Source organism: Pseudomonas sp. GW823-FHT06B06 (genome assembly GCF_058795195.1).
Genome location: NZ_JBXAHO010000026.1, coordinates 70681 through 86812 on the forward strand (window position 1 = coordinate 70681; position 16132 = coordinate 86812).

A 16132-nucleotide genomic window follows, 5' to 3' on the forward strand; every position below is an offset into this window, starting at 1 on the left:
TGATGCCTGAAATCCTGCCGGTGGATACCGCCCAAGCGCTACCCGCCAATTTACGTAGACGGTCACGCGGCATGTTCGCGAGCCGCGGTGGCGCGTGGGTGGTCGGGTTGTCGGTGCTGGTGTCGTTGCTGGCACTGCTGCCGATTGCCTACGTCATCGGCGTGTCCTTGCAAACCGGCTGGTCCACGGTGGTGACCTTGGTGTTCCGCCCACGGGTGGGCGAGTTGCTGACCAACACCGTGTTGCTGGTGGTACTGACCATTCCCCTTTGCGTGGCGCTGGGTGTGGCACTGGCCTGGCTGACCGAACGCACGGATCTGCCGGGGCGGCGCTGGTGGTCGTTACTGGCCACGGCCCCCCTGGCGGTGCCAGCCTTTGTCCACAGCTATGCCTGGGTCAGCCTGGTGCCGCCGATCCACGGCTTGTTTGCCGGGGTGCTGGTGTCGGTCATTGCCTACTTCCCGTTTCTCTACCTGCCGATTGCCGCAACGCTGCGGCGCCTCGACCCGGCCATTGAAGATGTCGGCGAATCCCTTGGGCTCAAGCCGTGGGCGGTATTTTTTCGCGTCGTGCTCCCGCAGTTGCGCCTGGCCATTTGCGGTGGCGCGTTGCTGGTCGGCCTGCATCTGCTGGCCGAGTACGGTCTGTACGCGATGATCCGCTTCGACACCTTCACCACCGCGATCTTCGATCAGTTCAAGTCCACCTTCAACGGGCCTGCCGCCCACATGCTGGCCAGCGTGCTTGCCTTGTGTTGCCTGGTGATGCTGACCGTGGAATCCGCCGCTCGGGGCCATGCGCGCTACGCCCGCGTGGGCACCGGTAGTGCCCGTGAGCAACGGGTGGTGCACCTGAAAACCCCGGCCAGGGTGCTCGCATTGACCTTGCAGGGCGTCACATGTGCCCTGGCGCTGGGTGTGCCCCTGATCACCCTTGGCGGATGGTTGATCGCCGGCGGCGTGCAAGCCTGGGACCTGGATGAGCTCCTGCCGGCCCTGCAACAGACCCTGCTGCTGGGTGTCGCGGGCGCGGCCCTGACCACCTGCGCGGCCATTCCCATCGCCTGGTTGTCAATCCGCTATCCGGGACGGATGCAACGGATACTGGAAAGCTGCAACTACATCACCAGCTCATTGCCGGGCATCGTCGTGGCGTTGGCCCTGGTGACCGTGACCATTCACTTTGCCCGACCGATCTACCAGACCACCATCACCGTGCTCTTGGCTTATCTGCTGATGTTCTTGCCTCGGGCCCTGGTGAGCTTGCGCGCCGGCATCGCCCAGGCACCCGTTGAACTGGAAAACATTGCCCGCAGCCTGGGCCGCTCCCCTGCCCGCGCGTTGTGGCTGATCACCCTGCGCCTGGCCGCTCCGGGGGCGGCTGCCGGCGCGGCGCTGGTGTTCCTGGCGATCACCAATGAACTGACCGCCACCCTGTTGCTCGCGCCGAACGGCACGCGGACCCTCGCTACCGGGTTCTGGGCCATGACCAGCGAAATCGACTATGTCGCTGCAGCGCCCTATGCCCTGCTGATGATCCTGTTGTCGCTGCCGCTGACCGGGCTCCTTTATCACCAATCGAAAAAAACGGCTGGCCGATGAACACTCTTGAACTGCATTCACTGAACAAGTCCTACGGCGCCCACAAAGCCCTGGATAACGTCAGCCTGTCGGTACCCAGCGGCAGCCGTACGGTCATCGTCGGCCCCTCGGGCTCGGGCAAGACCACCTTGCTGCGCATGATTGCCGGCTTCGAGTTCCCTGACTCCGGCCGCTTGTCGCTCAATGGTCAAACCCTGGTCGACAGCACCCATGAAGTACCGGCACACCAACGCCTGATTGGCTATGTCCCGCAGGACGGCGCTTTGTTTCCGCACATGACCGTGGCCGCCAACATCGGCTTCGGCTTGTCGATCAAAGGCCACGAAAAGCACGAGCGTGTCGCCCAGTTGATGGACAGCGTTGCCCTCGATTCGACCATGGCCGCGCGCTGGCCCCACGAGTTGTCCGGCGGACAGCAGCAGCGTGTAGCGCTGGCACGGGCACTGGCGCAGCGGCCGCGCCTGATGTTGCTGGACGAGCCGTTTTCGGCACTCGATACCGGTTTGCGCGCGGTCATGCGCAAGATGGTCGCCCGCCTGCTGGAAGACGCAGGGGTCACCACCATCCTGGTCACCCACGACCAGAGCGAAGCCTTGTCCTTCGCCGATCAACTGGCCGTGATGCGCCATGGCCGGCTGGTGCAGTCAGGCCATCCGCTGGACCTCTACCGCTACCCCGAAGACGAACAGACAGCGCTGTTTCTTGGCGACGCCGTGGTCATGCCGGCCAGGATCGAGGCGGGCTGGGCGCATTGCGACCTGGGCCGGATACCGGTCAACAATCATCGCAACAACCACTCGGCGCAGATCATGCTCCGGCCCGAACAGTTGCAACTGGCCAGCGTCTTGCCAGACGACACCGGTGTCGCTGGCTGCCGGGCAAAGGTCATCGACCGCGACTTCAGCGGAAACACCTGCACCTTGACCGTGGAGTTACAGCCTCGCGCCCCCGACCAGCCGATTGGCCGATCCTTGCTGGTGCGCAGCTCCGGCATGTATGCGCCGCCGGCGGGCAGCGCCGTGCAGGTCTCGACGATTGGCCACGCGCACGTGCTGAGCGAACCTTGAGCCAAGGCCCTCAAAGGTCGAAGCGATCTACCGCCCGACGCCGCTCGTTGTCATCGCGCACATCGTAGTTGGCCGTGGTCTGGATATTGCTGTGATGCGCCAGTTTTTGCGCGATGGACAGATCGTGTTCTTCAATCACCCGGGTGATGAACGAACGGCGAAAATCATGCGGCATGATTTTCACCCCCACCTGTGTGCCCCGCTGCCGGGCGATGTAATAGATCGCGTGCTTGGTAATGCGCTCACGGGTGATGTGACTGCCGCGCCGGATTCGGTTGAACAGGAACGGATCGTCCTCTTCGCCTTCCTTGAGCATCGAGCGGCGCAGTTCCAGCCAGGCATCGAGCTTGGCGAAAGCCCAGGCCGGGGCGTACTTGATCAACTGTTTGTTGCCCTTGGCCGTGACGCGCAGGCTGCGCTCATTGAAGTCGACCTGATTGAGGTCGAGGTTCACCGACTCCGATTTGCGCATGCCAGAACCGTACAGGATCGCAATGATGGCGGCGTCGCGCAGGCCTTGTGGCCGAGGATCGGCGGCGCAGACCTCCATCAATTCCTGGATCAATGAGCGCCGCAGGTTGCGCCCCTGGGACAGACGCGTGCCGGCGATACCCTTGACCGAGCGCATTTTCAACAAGTGTTCCTGGCTGATCAGGCTCATGCGCCACGCTTCGTTCATCACTCCGCGCACCGCATTGACGTACAGCGACGACGTGTTGGGCGCGTAACCGTCGGTGCGCAATGTCGCAACCAGGGCGATGACGTCTTCAGGTTGCAGGTCGTGCCAGGCAATCTCCTCGACATTCATGTCTTCGAAGCCCAGGCGGTCGGCGGCGTCCTGCAAGACGTAACGCATGGTCAATTGGCTGGAGGGGGCCAGTCGGGCCAGATACAGGGTCAGGGGATTGGGTTTGGCGGCTTTTGGATCAGCAGCAGGTAAGTCAGTCAAACGAAACGGCCTTGAATAAAGAGGAAGCAGAAAACGCTGTAAGACAGGGATGCCGCTACGCTGCCGGTCGTGGCCTGGAAAGTCAAATACTCTGCCGGCAAACACCGTATTGGCCGACGAACCGATAGACGAACTGAAACATGGCAATGCTAAACCTTGATCGGACTCGATCGGGGCAGGAGCAAGCCATGAGAATCAGTGTTTTGGGTAGCGGCTACGTCGGCCTGGTGCAAGCGGCCGTCCTGGCTGAAGTCGGCCACGACGTGGTCTGCATGGACGTCGACGAGAAAAAAGTCGAGTTGTTGCAACAGGGCCACGTGAGCATTTTCGAACCGGGGCTGGCCAGCCTGGTGCGCGAAGGCCTGGACGCCCGTCGTTTGCAGTTCACCAGCGATGAAAAACTCGCGGTGCAACATGGCCAGGTGCTGTTTATTGCTGTCGGTACGCCGTCGCGTGACGATGGTTCGGCAGACCTGAGTCAGGTGATGGCGGTCGGCGAGGCGGTGGCGCGGCACCGTGAGCAACCGCTGATCCTGGTGGAAAAGTCCACGGTGCCGGTGGGAACTGGCGATGCGTTGCGGACGCATATCGACAAGTGCCTGATCAAGGTCGGGCGCCTGTTGCAGTTCGATATCGTGTCCAATCCCGAATTTCTCAAGGAAGGCTCGGCCGTGTCCGACTGCCGGCGTCCGGACCGTATCGTCATTGGCTGCGAACGCGAAGACGTGCGCGAGGTAATGCGTGACCTGTACGCCCCCTTCAACCGCAACCATGAACGCGTCATGTTCATGGACCTGCGCAGTGCCGAACTGACCAAATACGCCGCCAACTGCATGCTGGCGACCAAGATCAGCTTCATCAACCAGATCGCCGAACTGGCCGAACACCTGGGTGCCGATATCGAATCGGTGCGCCTGGGCATCGGCGCCGATTCGCGCATCGGCTACCACTTCATCTACCCCGGCTGCGGTTATGGTGGCTCGTGCTTCCCCAAGGACATGCGTGCCCTGATCCACAGCGCCGAAGAGGCCAATTGCACAAGCGACCTGCTGCAAGCGGTGGAAGCCATCAACCAGCGCCAGAAACACAAGCTGTTCGAGCGCCTCAAGGCCTTCTACAAAGGCGATCTGCGCGGTAAGACCTTTGCCGTCTGGGGCCTGGCATTCAAACCCAACACCGACGACATGCGCGATGCACCGAGCCGGCCATTGCTGGAGTCGCTGTGGGCCGCTGGCGCCAATGTCCGCGCATTCGACCCCGAAGCCATGCAGCAAACCCAGCAACTATACCCCGATGAAAGCAGGCTGATGCTGATGGGTACGCCGGAATCGGTACTCAACGGTGCGGACGCGCTGATCATCTGCACCGAATGGCAACAATTCAAGGCACCGGATTTTGATCTGATCCGCCAGCGGCTCAATGCACCGGTGATCTTCGATGGCCGCAACCTGTACGATGCCGAGCGCCTGGCGCGCAATGGCTTCCTGTACTTTCCGATGGGCCGCGGCGAGTCGCGCAAGTTGCCGATTCCCTATCAGCAATGGCCTGCGGCTCAAGTGGTCGCATAACACGTCGCGATGGTCGCCAACGATGACGCTGGCTGCCTGTTACCCCGCGGTGCCCGGAAATCCATCGCGAGCATGCTCGCTCCTACAGAAAACGTGCGAAGAAACAGCCATGGGCCAGACACAAGCAGAGCCCCATGGCGGTGCTGGCCATGGCGCTGGACATCCAATGGAAATGCGATTCCCGATACATCAGAAATTATGAACTGAAGCTTCATTAATATGAATTTGTCAGCATAGGAAAGGCGCGGCACACTGTCGCCGTTCCTCCCCCAACAGTTGGAACACCTTCAAGGGCTTTCCGGGTTTCCCAGGCAAGCCCTTTTTTTTCCTCGGTTTTTAATGGAACGATGTTCATCATGCTTGCTCGCTGGTTGCCCGCCGCCATCAACACCCGCCCTTCGGAATGGAGTCGCGCTGCCATCGGCATGGCGCTGGGAACAATGTTCAGCGTCTGGCTGTGCGCTCAGGTATTCGGCATGCAAGTGGCGCAGCACCTGGTCGGTCCGCTGGGTGCCTCGGCGGTCTTGCTGTTTGCCGTGTCTTCCGGCGCGCTCGCGCAACCCTGGTCGATTCTCGGCGGCTACTTGAGTGCTGCGGTGGTAGCGTTGCTGGTGGCCCACGTGCTGGGTCGGACCCTGGGCAGCGCGTGTCTCGCGGCGGGCATGGCGCTGATCCTGATGTGCTGGCTGCGTTGCCTGCACCCGCCGGCCGGGGCACTGGCATTGCTGATGGTGCTGGCGGACCCCGCGACCATTGCCATGGACTGGAAAGCCCTGGGCCCGGTGATGCTCGCCGCATTGACCATGCTGTTCAGCGCCTTGGCCTACAACAACTTGACGCGCATCCGTTACCCGAAACGCGCCAGCGAACCGGTGGCCGTCGTTCCCGCCGACCACCCTCCTGTCGACAGCCAGGCGATCACCGCCCAGGACCTGAAACTGGCCCTGGCGCAGATGGAGGCCTTCATTGACGTTACCCCTGAAGACCTTGAACAGCTGATCCATGCCACTGAGTTGCAGGCCAGGCGGCGCAGTATTGGCGAGGTGCTAAGCCGTAGCGCCTGAACCGGACTGTTTTTCGTTTGCTTCTGCAAAAATGCAGAAAGCACCTGCACATTTTCCGGTTGTACGAGGCAAATTTGCACTGTTACGATCCTGCATCGCTCGCGCGCGAGCTTGTCTATAAAGAACAATAAAAGCAGGGAGTTAGTGATGACTGCTGAGGTTTTATCGAAAGGGACTTCGTCCATGGTTGCCACGCAAAATGAAGTGCTGGCCGAGGTCCGCAACCACATCGGTCACCTGACCCTCAACCGCCCCGCCGGTCTCAACGCCATTACCCTGGAAATGGTGCGCGACCTGCAACGTCAGCTCGACGCCTGGGCACAGGATGAACAGGTGCATGCGGTGGTACTGCGTGGCGCCGGCGAAAAAGCCTTCTGTGCCGGTGGCGACATTCGCTCGCTCTACGACAGTTTCAAGAGCGGCGACACCCTGCACCAAGACTTCTTCGTCGAGGAATACGCCCTCGACCTCGCGATTCATCATTACCGCAAACCGGTGCTGGCCTTGATGGACGGCTTCGTGCTGGGCGGCGGCATGGGCCTGGTGCAAGGCGCCGACCTGCGGGTGGTCACCGAGAAAAGTCGACTGGCGATGCCTGAAGTCGGCATCGGTTATTTCCCGGACGTCGGCGGCAGTTACTTCCTGCCGCGCATCCCCGGGGAACTGGGGATATACCTGGGCGTCAGCGGCGTGCAGATCCGCGCGGCCGATGCGCTGTACTGCGGTCTGGCCGATTGGTATCTGGACAGCAGCAAGCTGGCCACGCTGGATGACAGACTCGATCAACTGCAATGGCACGACACGCCATTGAAGGACCTTCAGGGCCTGCTGGCGAAGCTCGGGGTGCAACAGTTGCCCGATGCGCCGCTGGCCGCCTTGCGCCCGGCTATCGACCATTTCTTCGCCTTGCCCGATGTGCCGAGTATTGTGGAGCAAATGCGTGAGGTAACGGTCGCCGACAGCCATGAGTGGGCGACGACCACCGCCGACCTGCTGCAGACCCGCTCGCCCCTGGCGATGGGCGTGACCCTGGAAATGCTCCGGCGCGGCCGGCACCTGAGCCTTGAACAGTGCTTCGCCCTTGAACTGCACCTGGACCGCCAGTGGTTCGAGCGCGGCGACCTGATCGAAGGCGTGCGCGCCCTGCTGATCGACAAAGACAAGAATCCGCGCTGGAACCCACCCACCCTCCAGGCGCTGGACGCCGAACATGTAGCGAGTTTCTTCAACGGTTTCGATGAGAGCGGGAGCTGAATCATGCACGACCTCGAATTGACTGAAGAACAAGTCATGATCCGCGACATGGCCCGGGACTTTGCCCGGGGCGAAATCGCGCCCCACGCCCAGGCCTGGGAAAAAGCCGGCTGGATCGACGATGCCCTGGTGGCGAAGATGGGTGAGTTGGGCCTGTTGGGCATGGTGGTGCCCGAGGAATGGGGCGGCACCTATGTCGACTATGTTGCCTACGCCTTGGCGGTGGAGGAAATCTCTGCTGGCGATGGCGCCACCGGCGCGTTCATGAGCATCCACAACTCGGTGGGCTGCGGGCCGGTGCTCAACTATGGCAGCGAAGAGCAGAAACAAACCTGGCTGGCCGATCTTGCCAGCGGCCAGGTCATTGGGTGCTTCTGCCTGACCGAACCCCAAGCCGGTTCCGAGGCGCACAACCTGCGCACCCGCGCCGAATTGCGCGATGGCCAGTGGGTGCTCAACGGCGCCAAGCAGTTTGTCAGCAACGGCAAACGGGCCAAGTTGGCCATCGTGTTTGCCGTGACCGACCCGGAGCTTGGCAAGCGCGGCATTTCGGCGTTCCTGGTACCGACCGATACCCCTGGCTTTATCGTCGATCGCACCGAACACAAAATGGGCATCCGTGCCTCCGATACCTGTGCGGTCACTCTGAACAACTGCACCATTGCCGAGGCCAATCTGCTGGGTGAACGCGGCAAGGGCCTGGCCATTGCCCTGTCCAACCTCGAAGGCGGCCGCATCGGCATCGCCGCCCAGGCGCTGGGCATTGCCCGCGCGGCATTCGAAGCGGCGCTGACCTATTCCCGCGAGCGCGTGCAGTTCGGCAAAACGATTAATGAACACCAGAGTATCGCCAACCTGCTGGCCGACATGCACATGCAACTGAACGCAGCGCGGCTGATGATCCTGCACGCGGCACGCCTGCGCACGGCCGGCAAGCCATGCCTGTCAGAGGCCTCGCAGGCCAAGCTGTTTGCTTCGGAAATGACCGAGAAAGTCTGCTCGTCAGCGATTCAGATTCACGGCGGGTATGGGTATCTGGAAGATTACCCGGTCGAGAAGTATTACCGGGATGCGCGGATCACGCAGATCTATGAAGGGTCGAGCGAGATTCAGCGGATGGTGATTGCCCGCGAATTGAAGAATTACCCACTTTAAAGCTTGAGAGCTTCGCGAGCAGGCTCGCTCCCACATGGGACCTCAGCGTGAATGAGATCCCTGTGGGAGCGAGCCTGCTCGCGAAGAGGCCCGCAGGCCACTACATCACTTGCCCTGGAACTCGGCCTCACGCTTGGCAATAAACGCCGCCATCCCTTCCTTCTGATCCTGCGTCGCAAACGCCGCATGGAACACCCGACGTTCAAAGCGCACGCCTTCGGACAAGCTCACTTCAAAGGCACGGTTCACGCTTTCCTTGACCATCATCGCAATCGGCAGCGACTTCTTGGCAATCAACGCCGCGACTTTCAGCGCTTCATCCAGCAATTCATCGCTCGGCACGATGCGCGCCACGATGCCGCAACGCTCCGCTTCCACGGCATCGATCAAACGCCCGCTCAAGCACATCTCCATGGCCTTGGCCTTGCCCACGGCGCGGGTCAGGCGCTGGGTGCCACCCATGCCCGGCAACACGCCGAGGTTGATTTCCGGCTGGCCGAACTTGGCGTTATCACCGGCCAGGATGAAGTCGCACATCAGTGCCAGCTCACAGCCACCGCCCAGGGCGAAGCCGTTGACGGCGGCGATGATCGGCTTGCGACGGTTGGCCACGCGGTCGCTGTCGCTGAACAGGTCGTCGATATAGATCTGCGGATAGGTCAGCTCGGCCATTTCCTTGATGTCAGCACCGGCGGCAAAGGCCTTTTTCGAACCGGTCAGGACGATGCAACCGATGTTCGAGTCGGCCTCAAAGCCGTCGAGGGCGTGGTTCAGTTCGCTGACGATCTGCGCGTTCAACGCGTTCAGCGCCTGCGGGCGGTTGAGGGTAATCAGGCCGACCCGGCCATGGGTTTCCAGCAAAATCGTTTCGTAGTTCATTAATTGACTCCTGCTAAGCACTCGGTCCCTGTAGGAGCGAGCATGCTCGCGATGAACCAGAGAACGCTGTGGGGTATCAGGCACCCAGCGTCATCGTTGACCACCATCGCGAGCATGCTCGCTCCTACAGGGGTTCCTTTTCAAAGATTGCGTGAAATGACCATGCGTTGAATATCGCTGGTGCCTTCGTAGATCTGGCAGACCCGCACGTCGCGGTAGATCCGCTCCAGCGGGAAGTCGTTCAAGTAGCCGTAGCCACCCAATGTTTGCAACGCCGACGAGCATACCTTCTCGGCCATTTCGGATGCGAACAGCTTGGCCATCGATGCTTCCACCAACGCTGGCTTGCCGCTGTCTCGAAGCGCCGCCGCGTAATGCACCATCTGCCGCGCCACGGCGATCTGGGTCGCCATGTCCGCCAGGCGGAAGGCCACGGCCTGGTGCTCGATGATCGGCTTGCCGAAGCTCTCGCGCTCACGGGCATAGTCGCGGGCCGCTTCGAAGGCGGCGCGAGCCATGCCCACCGATTGCGAGGCGATGCCGACACGCCCGCCTTCAAGGTTGGCCAGGGCGATCCGGTAGCCTTCGCCCTCTTCACCCAGGCGATTGGCCACTGGCACTTTCACCTCTTCGAAGAGAATCTGGCAGGTGTCCGAGGCATGCTGGCCGAGCTTGTCCTCGACCCGGGCGACTTTGTAGCCCGGCGAATCGGTGGGCACGATGAATGCCGTGATGCCGCGCTTGCCGGCCGACGGGTCGGTCACGGCGAACACGATTACAACCCCGGCGTTCTGCCCGGAGGTGATGAACTGTTTGCAGCCGTTGAGCACGTAGTGATCGCCGTCCAGGCGCGCGCGGGTTTTCAGGCCGCTGGCGTCGGAGCCGGCCTGAGGTTCGGTCAGGGCGAAAGCACCGAGCATCGCGCCACTGGCCAGGGGCTTGAGGAAGCGCTCTTTCTGATCGTCGTTGCCGTAGTTGAGAATCGGCACGCAACCTACCGAGTTGTGCACGCTCATGATGGTCGAGCAGGCACCGTCGCCCGCGGCGATTTCCTCCAGGGCCATGGCGTAGGCCAGGTAACCGGTATCGCAACCGCCCCACTGCTCCGGCACCAGCATGCCGAAGAAGCCCAGTTCGCCCATCTCGGTGATGGCTTCCTTGGGAAAGCGGTGTTCACGGTCCCATTCGGCGGCGAACGGTTTCAGCCGTTCCTGGGCAAAGTCCCGGGCCGCGTCGCGTATTTGCTGTTGTTCGTCATTGGGGATCATGACCATTCCTTGAAAAGGTAATCGCCCCCTGTGTAGGAGCTGACGAGTGAAACGAGGCTGCGATCTTTTGATGTTGCTTTTAAAGATCAAGATCAAAAGATCGAAGCCTGCGGCAGCTCCTACAGGGGTCGTGTTAGTAGAGGCATTCCACAGCCATGGCCGTCGCTTCGCCGCCACCGATGCAAATCGCTGCAACGCCGCGCTTCAGGCCTTTCTGGCGCAGGGCCGAGAGCAAGGTCACCAGGATCCGTGCGCCAGAGGCGCCAATGGGGTGGCCGAGGGCGCAGGCGCCGCCGTGCACGTTGAGTTTTTCGTGAGGGATTTCCAGCTTGGTCATGGTCACCAGGCTGACCACGGCGAAGGCTTCGTTGACTTCCACCAGATCGACGTCGTCCAGCGACCAACCGGTTTTCTTCATCAATTTCTCGATCGCGCCCACCGGTGCAACCGGGAACAGGCTCGGCGTATCGGCGAATGCCGCATGACCGTGGATCACCGCCAGTGGCTTGAGGCCACGCTTGCCGGCTTCGGAACGGCGCATCAGCACCAGTGCCGCCGCGCCGTCGGAGATGGAGCTGGAGTTGGCCGCCGTCACGGTACCGCCATCGCGAAACGCCGGTTTCAGCGAGGCAATCTTGTCCAGTCGGGCTTTCGGTGGCTGCTCGTCGTTGCTGATCGTCACCTGTTCCTTGCCGACGGTGACGGTCAACGGCACGATCTCGTCCTTGAAGCTGCCATCCTTGATGGCCTGCTGGGCGCGGGTGGTCGAGGCCACCGCAAACGCATCCTGGGCTTCGCGGCTGAAACCATTGGTTTCGGCGCAGTCTTCGGCGAAGGTTCCCATCAGGCGTCCCTTGTCGTAGGCGTCTTCCAGGCCGTCGAGGAACATTGAATCCAGCACCCGCCCATGCCCCATGCGATAGCCACTGCGTGCACGGTCCAACAGGTACGGCGCGTTGGACATGCTTTCCATGCCACCGGCGACTACCACCTCGGCGCTGCCGGCCACCAGCATGTCATGGGCCAGGATGGCCGCTTCCATGCCCGAGCCGCACATCTTGTTGAGGGTGGTGCAACGGGTCGATTTATCCAGGCCGGCGCCCAGTGCCGCCTGACGCGCAGGCGCCTGGCCCTGGCCGGCAGGCAATACGCAGCCGAACAGCACTTCGTCGACGGCATCGCTGGCAACGCCAGCACGTTCCACCGCGGCCTTGATGGCGGCGGCACCGAGTTGCGGCGCCGTGAGGCTTTTCAGTTCGCCCTGGAAGCCGCCCATCGGGGTGCGCACGGCGCTGACGATAACAATTGGATCGTTGGCAATAGTCATGACAAATCCTCCTTATTTGGCCGCCATGCGCAAGGCACCGTCGAGACGGATCACCTCGCCATTGAGCATGCTGTTTTCAATGATATGCCGGACCAGCGAAGCGTACTCGGCGGGTTTGCCCAGGCGCGGTGGAAACGGCACGCCGGCAGCCAGGGAGTCGCGCACTTCCTGGGTCATGCCGGCCATCATCGGCGTTTCGAAAATGCCCGGGGCGATGGTCATCACGCGGATACCGAAGCGCGCCAGTTCACGGGCGGCCGGCAAGGTCAGGCTGACGATCGCCCCCTTGGACGCCGAGTACGCCGCCTGGCCGATCTGGCCGTCGTAAGCCGCCGCAGAGGCGGTGTTGATGATCACGCCGCGCTCGCCATCGGCGTCCGCTTCGGTTTCGGCAATCGCCGCCGAGGCCAGGCGCAACATGTTGAAGCTGCCGATCAGGTTGACGTTGATCACCTGGCTGAAGCTTGCCAGCGCATGCGGACCGTTCTTGCCCAGAATCTTTTCGCCACGCACGATGCCGGCACAGTTGACCAGGCCATTGAGGCCACCGAAGGCCTTGACCGTTGCCTGCACCGCGGCCTCGGCCGCTGCTTCGCTGCTGATGTCTGCCACCACGCTTTGCGCGCCCAGGCGCTGGGCCTGCGCCGCGACAGCCTCGGCATTCATGTCCACCAGCATCACCTTGGCGCCGGCCGCGACCAGCATTTCAGCAGTGGCCGCACCGAGGCCGGAAGCACCGCCGGTGACGAGAAAAACCTTGTTTTCGATCTGCATGATTGTTTCCTTGGATTCAAGCTGGAACGTTCTTCGCCGCGGCCTCTTGAGCCTTGGCGACTTCCTGGTTGCGCAAGATAAAGCGCTGCAATTTGCCGCTTGGGGTTTTCGGCAACTCGCTGACAAATTCGATTTCGCGGGGATACGAGTGCGCCGCCAGGCGCTTGCGCACGTATTGGCGCAACTCTTCGGCCAGCTCCGGGGTTGCGCGGTATTGCGAGCAGATCACGACGAAGGCCTTGACCAGCTCAGTGCGCTCCGGATCGGGCTTGCCGACCACTGCGGCTTCCACCACCGCCGGGTGCTCGATCAATGCGCTTTCCACATCGAACGGGCCGACGCGGTAGCCGGAGGTGGTGATCACGTCGTCGCTACGGCCGACGAAGCTGATGCTGCCGTCCGGGTTCCACTCGACCGTGTCGCCGCTCAAGTAGTAATTGCCGACGAAGGCCTTGGTCGGCGCGCCTTCGTAGCCAGCGAACCAGCACATCGGCGATTGGGTACGGTCGATGGCGAGAATCCCCGGCTGGCCGACGCCCAGTTCCCGGTAGTCATCGTCCAGCACCACGATGCGGTGGCCGGGCGAGGCAAAACCGGCGGCGCCCATATGGATCGGGTGCTCCAGGCCATGGTGGTTACACAGCACCATGCCTAGTTCGGTCTGGCCGTAATGGTCATGGATGACCACGTCCAGGTTATCGGCGAACCAACGGATCACTTCCGGGTTCAGCGGCTCGCCGGCGCTGCTGACAATGCGCAGCTTGCCCTTGATCGACCTGGCGAATTCCTCGCCACCGGCGATCAACAGGCGATAAGCCGTCGGTGAGCCGGTGAGGTTGGTGATCCCGTACTTGTTGATCACCCGGCAGGTGCTTTCCAGGGTGAACGGACCATCGTAGAAAGTAATCGGATGCCCCATGGACAGCGGACCTGTCACGCCGAAATAGATGCCATAGGCCCAGCCCGGGTCGGCCAGGTTCCAGAAGGCGTCTTCGGGGCGCAGATCCACTGCGTCAAGGGTGTAGCCCTTGAAGGCGGCGATGGCCTTGAGCGGCACCGACAGCGCTTTTGAAGGGCCAGTGGTGCCCGAGGTAAACATCAGCAGGAACGGGTCTTCGCCGGTCAGCAGCACCGGTTCGCAATCATTGCCGTAGTTGGCCAGTTCGGCCCAGAAGCTGTAGTCACCACGGACAATGCCCTGCCCTTTGGCACCTGCGACGGTGACGATGGTTGGGCAGTCGGCGACTTCCGCGAGTTTCGAGCGATTGACCGCGTCGGTCACCACTACTTTGGCTCCGGAACTACCCAGGCGATGCTCGATGGCCTTGGGGCCGAAAGCGGTGAACAACGGTTGATACACCGCGCCGATGCGCCAGGTGGCAAACACGGTGATCAGCAATTCGATATTGCGTGGCAGGAGCCCGGCGACTTTGTCGCCTTTCTTCACGCCTTGGGCCAGCAGGAAGTTGGCGAAACGCGCGGCTTTGTCCTGCAGGTCGGTGAAAGTGTAGGTCGCGCTGGTGCCGTCACGTCCCTCCCAGAACAACGCGATACGCCCAGGGAGCGCATGCCGGTCGCAACATTCGATACAGGCGTTGAGAGCGGTCAGATTGCCTGCGAGTGCGGCATCGACGGTGTGCTGGTAGTTGAACTGTGAAACAGCAGACAAGTAATCGCGCATTGCCAGAGTCCCTGTATTTTTTGTTAGGTGGGGGAACCGTAACCAACAGGGAAATACTCGCTCCAGGCGGGGTGTGGGGCAATGGTCAAAGTTATCAAGTTGCTTGACTGGTTTGGCCAAAAACCAACCTGGGAACGCGATCCCTGTAGGAGCTGCCGCAGGCTGCGATCTTTTGATCTGTTTTTCAGCGGCCCCGAAAAGATCAGGATCAAAAGATCGCAGCCTGCGGCAGCTCCTACAGGGGGGTTAGGGAGATTCGTTGAGAATCAAACTGCGGTAATGCCCGGGGTTGGACCCCGACCATTTGCGAAATGCCTTGTAGAACGAACTCGTATCGGCAAACCCCAGCCGGGCGGCGATGTCGGCGAAGCTGATGGCTGGTTCCGCCAGCCAGGCGATGGCCAGTTCCTTGCGCACGCTGTCCTTGAGCCCCTGATACGTCTGACCTTCCTCGGCAAGGCGACGGCGCAGGGTCGAGGCCGACATGCACAGGCGTTGCGCCAGGGTTTCGGTCTCCGGCCACTGCTCGGCGGGTAGTTGCCGCAGGTCCTGCTTGATCCGGCTGGCCAGGCTTTGCGGGTCGCGGTACTTGACCAGGATGTTGGCCGGCGCATGGGCCAGGAAGCGCCGCAGCTCCTCAAGGCTGCGCTTGATCGGCAGGCCCAGGCAGTCAGCGGAAAAGATCATCCGTGTACGTGGTCGGTCGAAACGCAGGTTCTCGGAGAACATCACCTGATAGTCATGGCAGAAATCCGGCTGCGCACAGCGCAGCTCGATCGCCAGGATCGGAATTCGGCGTCCGGCCAGCCAACAGGCCACGCCGTGCACGATCATCCAATAGGTAAAGTAAGTGAAGGCCCGACGCGGTTCATGGTCGTCCTCGAGCAACACGATTTCCGCCAGGCTTTGCTGATGAACCAGCTCGGCAGGCATGCGCTCAAGCATCAACGACAGGAAACTCAAACCCGTGGTGAGCCCGGCGGCCAGGCTGGGCTGGACCATGGCGCAGCGACAGAGGAACTCCAGGCTGCCGGATTTGAGCTTGCGCGGGTCCATGCCGAAAAACTCGTCATCCCCACGCCGCGCCAGCAAGCGCCACAAGCGCGCATAAGCGCTGGCCGCAACACGGGCGTCGCTGCTGGCGAGCAATGCCGGATCAATGCCGACCTTGTGCAATACCTCGTCGGTGGCTGCGCCCGGCTCGCAACTTTGCAGCAGCGCTTCACGCACCAACTGAATGGAAATAGTGTCTTTTTCCGACATTACGCGAGGCGAGCCCTGTTCTGGTTCGAGGAGGTGGGCATATTAACGCAGCCGCCTGCCTGGCGCAGATCCCTGTAGCAGGTGGCTTATCGGTGAAGGTGGCTGGTAGCCTATCTTTTGTTGACTGCGTACATATCCGTTCCTGCGGTAACGGCCGCTTATCTTTTGTTGACTGCGTACATATCCATTCCTGCGGTAACGGCCGCTTATGGTTTCGCTTTTACAGCGACTCCCTTTTTCAAACGCCAAAAAGGAAGCAAAAGGCTGTGCCCCACCACTCGG

14 protein-coding genes are annotated in these 16132 nt (G+C 61.7%); 6 read left to right on the forward strand and 8 right to left on the reverse strand.

Annotation, left to right across the window (positions count from 1 at the left end; all coding sequences use genetic code 11):
- Positions 1 to 2: 2 nt before the first annotated feature.
- A complete protein-coding gene (locus tag AC1Q8Q_RS22110) occupies positions 3 to 1601 on the forward strand; it encodes an ABC transporter permease (RefSeq protein ID WP_492599143.1) in 1599 nt (532 codons plus the stop codon).
- Positions 1598 to 2668, forward strand: a complete 1071-nt coding sequence (locus tag AC1Q8Q_RS22115; RefSeq protein WP_432668156.1) for an ABC transporter ATP-binding protein — start codon at positions 1598 to 1600, stop codon at positions 2666 to 2668. The genes AC1Q8Q_RS22110 and AC1Q8Q_RS22115 overlap by 4 nt, the downstream gene beginning before the upstream one ends.
- A 10-nt stretch (positions 2669 to 2678) precedes the next feature.
- On the opposite strand, the gene AC1Q8Q_RS22120 is transcribed toward AC1Q8Q_RS22115, so the two are convergent.
- Positions 2679 to 3617 carry a site-specific integrase gene (locus tag AC1Q8Q_RS22120; RefSeq protein WP_020800523.1) on the reverse strand — a complete coding sequence of 313 codons (939 nt, stop codon included), beginning with the start codon at positions 3615 to 3617 and terminating at the stop codon, positions 2679 to 2681.
- A gap of 188 nt (positions 3618 to 3805) precedes the next feature.
- Here AC1Q8Q_RS22120 and AC1Q8Q_RS22125 point away from each other — a divergent pair, with 188 nt between their 5' ends.
- Positions 3806 to 5185, forward strand: coding sequence for a UDP-glucose dehydrogenase family protein (locus AC1Q8Q_RS22125; protein WP_151142040.1), 1380 nt, complete (start codon positions 3806 to 3808; stop codon positions 5183 to 5185).
- A 214-nt stretch (positions 5186 to 5399) separates the two neighbouring features.
- Here AC1Q8Q_RS22125 and AC1Q8Q_RS22130 read toward each other — a convergent pair whose 3' ends face one another.
- The gene (locus AC1Q8Q_RS22130; protein WP_158539227.1) at positions 5400 to 5543 is read right to left on the reverse strand and encodes a hypothetical protein; all 144 of its coding nucleotides are present in this window, start codon (positions 5541 to 5543) and stop codon (positions 5400 to 5402) included.
- On the opposite strand from AC1Q8Q_RS22130, the gene AC1Q8Q_RS22135 reads away from it, so the two are divergent.
- The 3 genes from AC1Q8Q_RS22135 to AC1Q8Q_RS22145 all read left to right on the forward strand — a co-directional run bounded on the left by AC1Q8Q_RS22135 (position 5542) and on the right by AC1Q8Q_RS22145 (position 8658).
- Positions 5542 to 6249, forward strand: a complete 708-nt coding sequence (locus AC1Q8Q_RS22135) for an HPP family protein (RefSeq protein ID WP_432668157.1) — start codon at positions 5542 to 5544, stop codon at positions 6247 to 6249. The genes AC1Q8Q_RS22130 and AC1Q8Q_RS22135 overlap by 2 nt on opposite strands.
- A 147-nt stretch (positions 6250 to 6396) precedes the next feature.
- The gene (locus AC1Q8Q_RS22140) at positions 6397 to 7503 is read left to right on the forward strand and encodes an enoyl-CoA hydratase/isomerase family protein (RefSeq protein ID WP_033042293.1); all 1107 of its coding nucleotides are present in this window, start codon (positions 6397 to 6399) and stop codon (positions 7501 to 7503) included.
- Positions 7504 to 7506: 3 nt separating this feature from the next.
- Entirely contained in the window at positions 7507 to 8658 is a 1152-nt protein-coding gene (locus tag AC1Q8Q_RS22145; RefSeq protein WP_492615501.1) for an acyl-CoA dehydrogenase family protein, read from the forward strand.
- Positions 8659 to 8763: 105 nt separating this feature from the next.
- On the opposite strand, the gene AC1Q8Q_RS22150 is transcribed toward AC1Q8Q_RS22145, so the two are convergent.
- The 6 genes from AC1Q8Q_RS22150 to AC1Q8Q_RS22175 all read right to left on the reverse strand — a co-directional run bounded on the left by AC1Q8Q_RS22150 (position 8764) and on the right by AC1Q8Q_RS22175 (position 15850).
- The gene (locus AC1Q8Q_RS22150; protein ID WP_020800542.1) at positions 8764 to 9537 is read right to left on the reverse strand and encodes an enoyl-CoA hydratase; all 774 of its coding nucleotides are present in this window, start codon (positions 9535 to 9537) and stop codon (positions 8764 to 8766) included.
- Between the two features lie 140 nt (positions 9538 to 9677).
- A complete protein-coding gene (locus AC1Q8Q_RS22155) occupies positions 9678 to 10805 on the reverse strand; it encodes an acyl-CoA dehydrogenase (RefSeq protein ID WP_020800544.1) in 1128 nt (375 codons plus the stop codon).
- 133 nt (positions 10806 to 10938) lie between these two features.
- The gene (locus AC1Q8Q_RS22160; protein WP_083349144.1) at positions 10939 to 12132 is read right to left on the reverse strand and encodes an acetyl-CoA C-acyltransferase; all 1194 of its coding nucleotides are present in this window, start codon (positions 12130 to 12132) and stop codon (positions 10939 to 10941) included.
- Between the two features lie 12 nt (positions 12133 to 12144).
- Positions 12145 to 12906, reverse strand: a complete 762-nt coding sequence (locus AC1Q8Q_RS22165; RefSeq protein ID WP_020800546.1) for an SDR family NAD(P)-dependent oxidoreductase — start codon at positions 12904 to 12906, stop codon at positions 12145 to 12147.
- A gap of 16 nt (positions 12907 to 12922) precedes the next feature.
- A complete protein-coding gene (locus AC1Q8Q_RS22170; RefSeq protein WP_168758181.1) occupies positions 12923 to 14587 on the reverse strand; it encodes an AMP-binding protein in 1665 nt (554 codons plus the stop codon).
- Positions 14588 to 14833: 246 nt separating this feature from the next.
- Positions 14834 to 15850, reverse strand: coding sequence for an AraC family transcriptional regulator (locus tag AC1Q8Q_RS22175; RefSeq protein WP_083349146.1), 1017 nt, complete (start codon positions 15848 to 15850; stop codon positions 14834 to 14836).
- Positions 15851 to 16132: the final 282 nt, after the last annotated feature.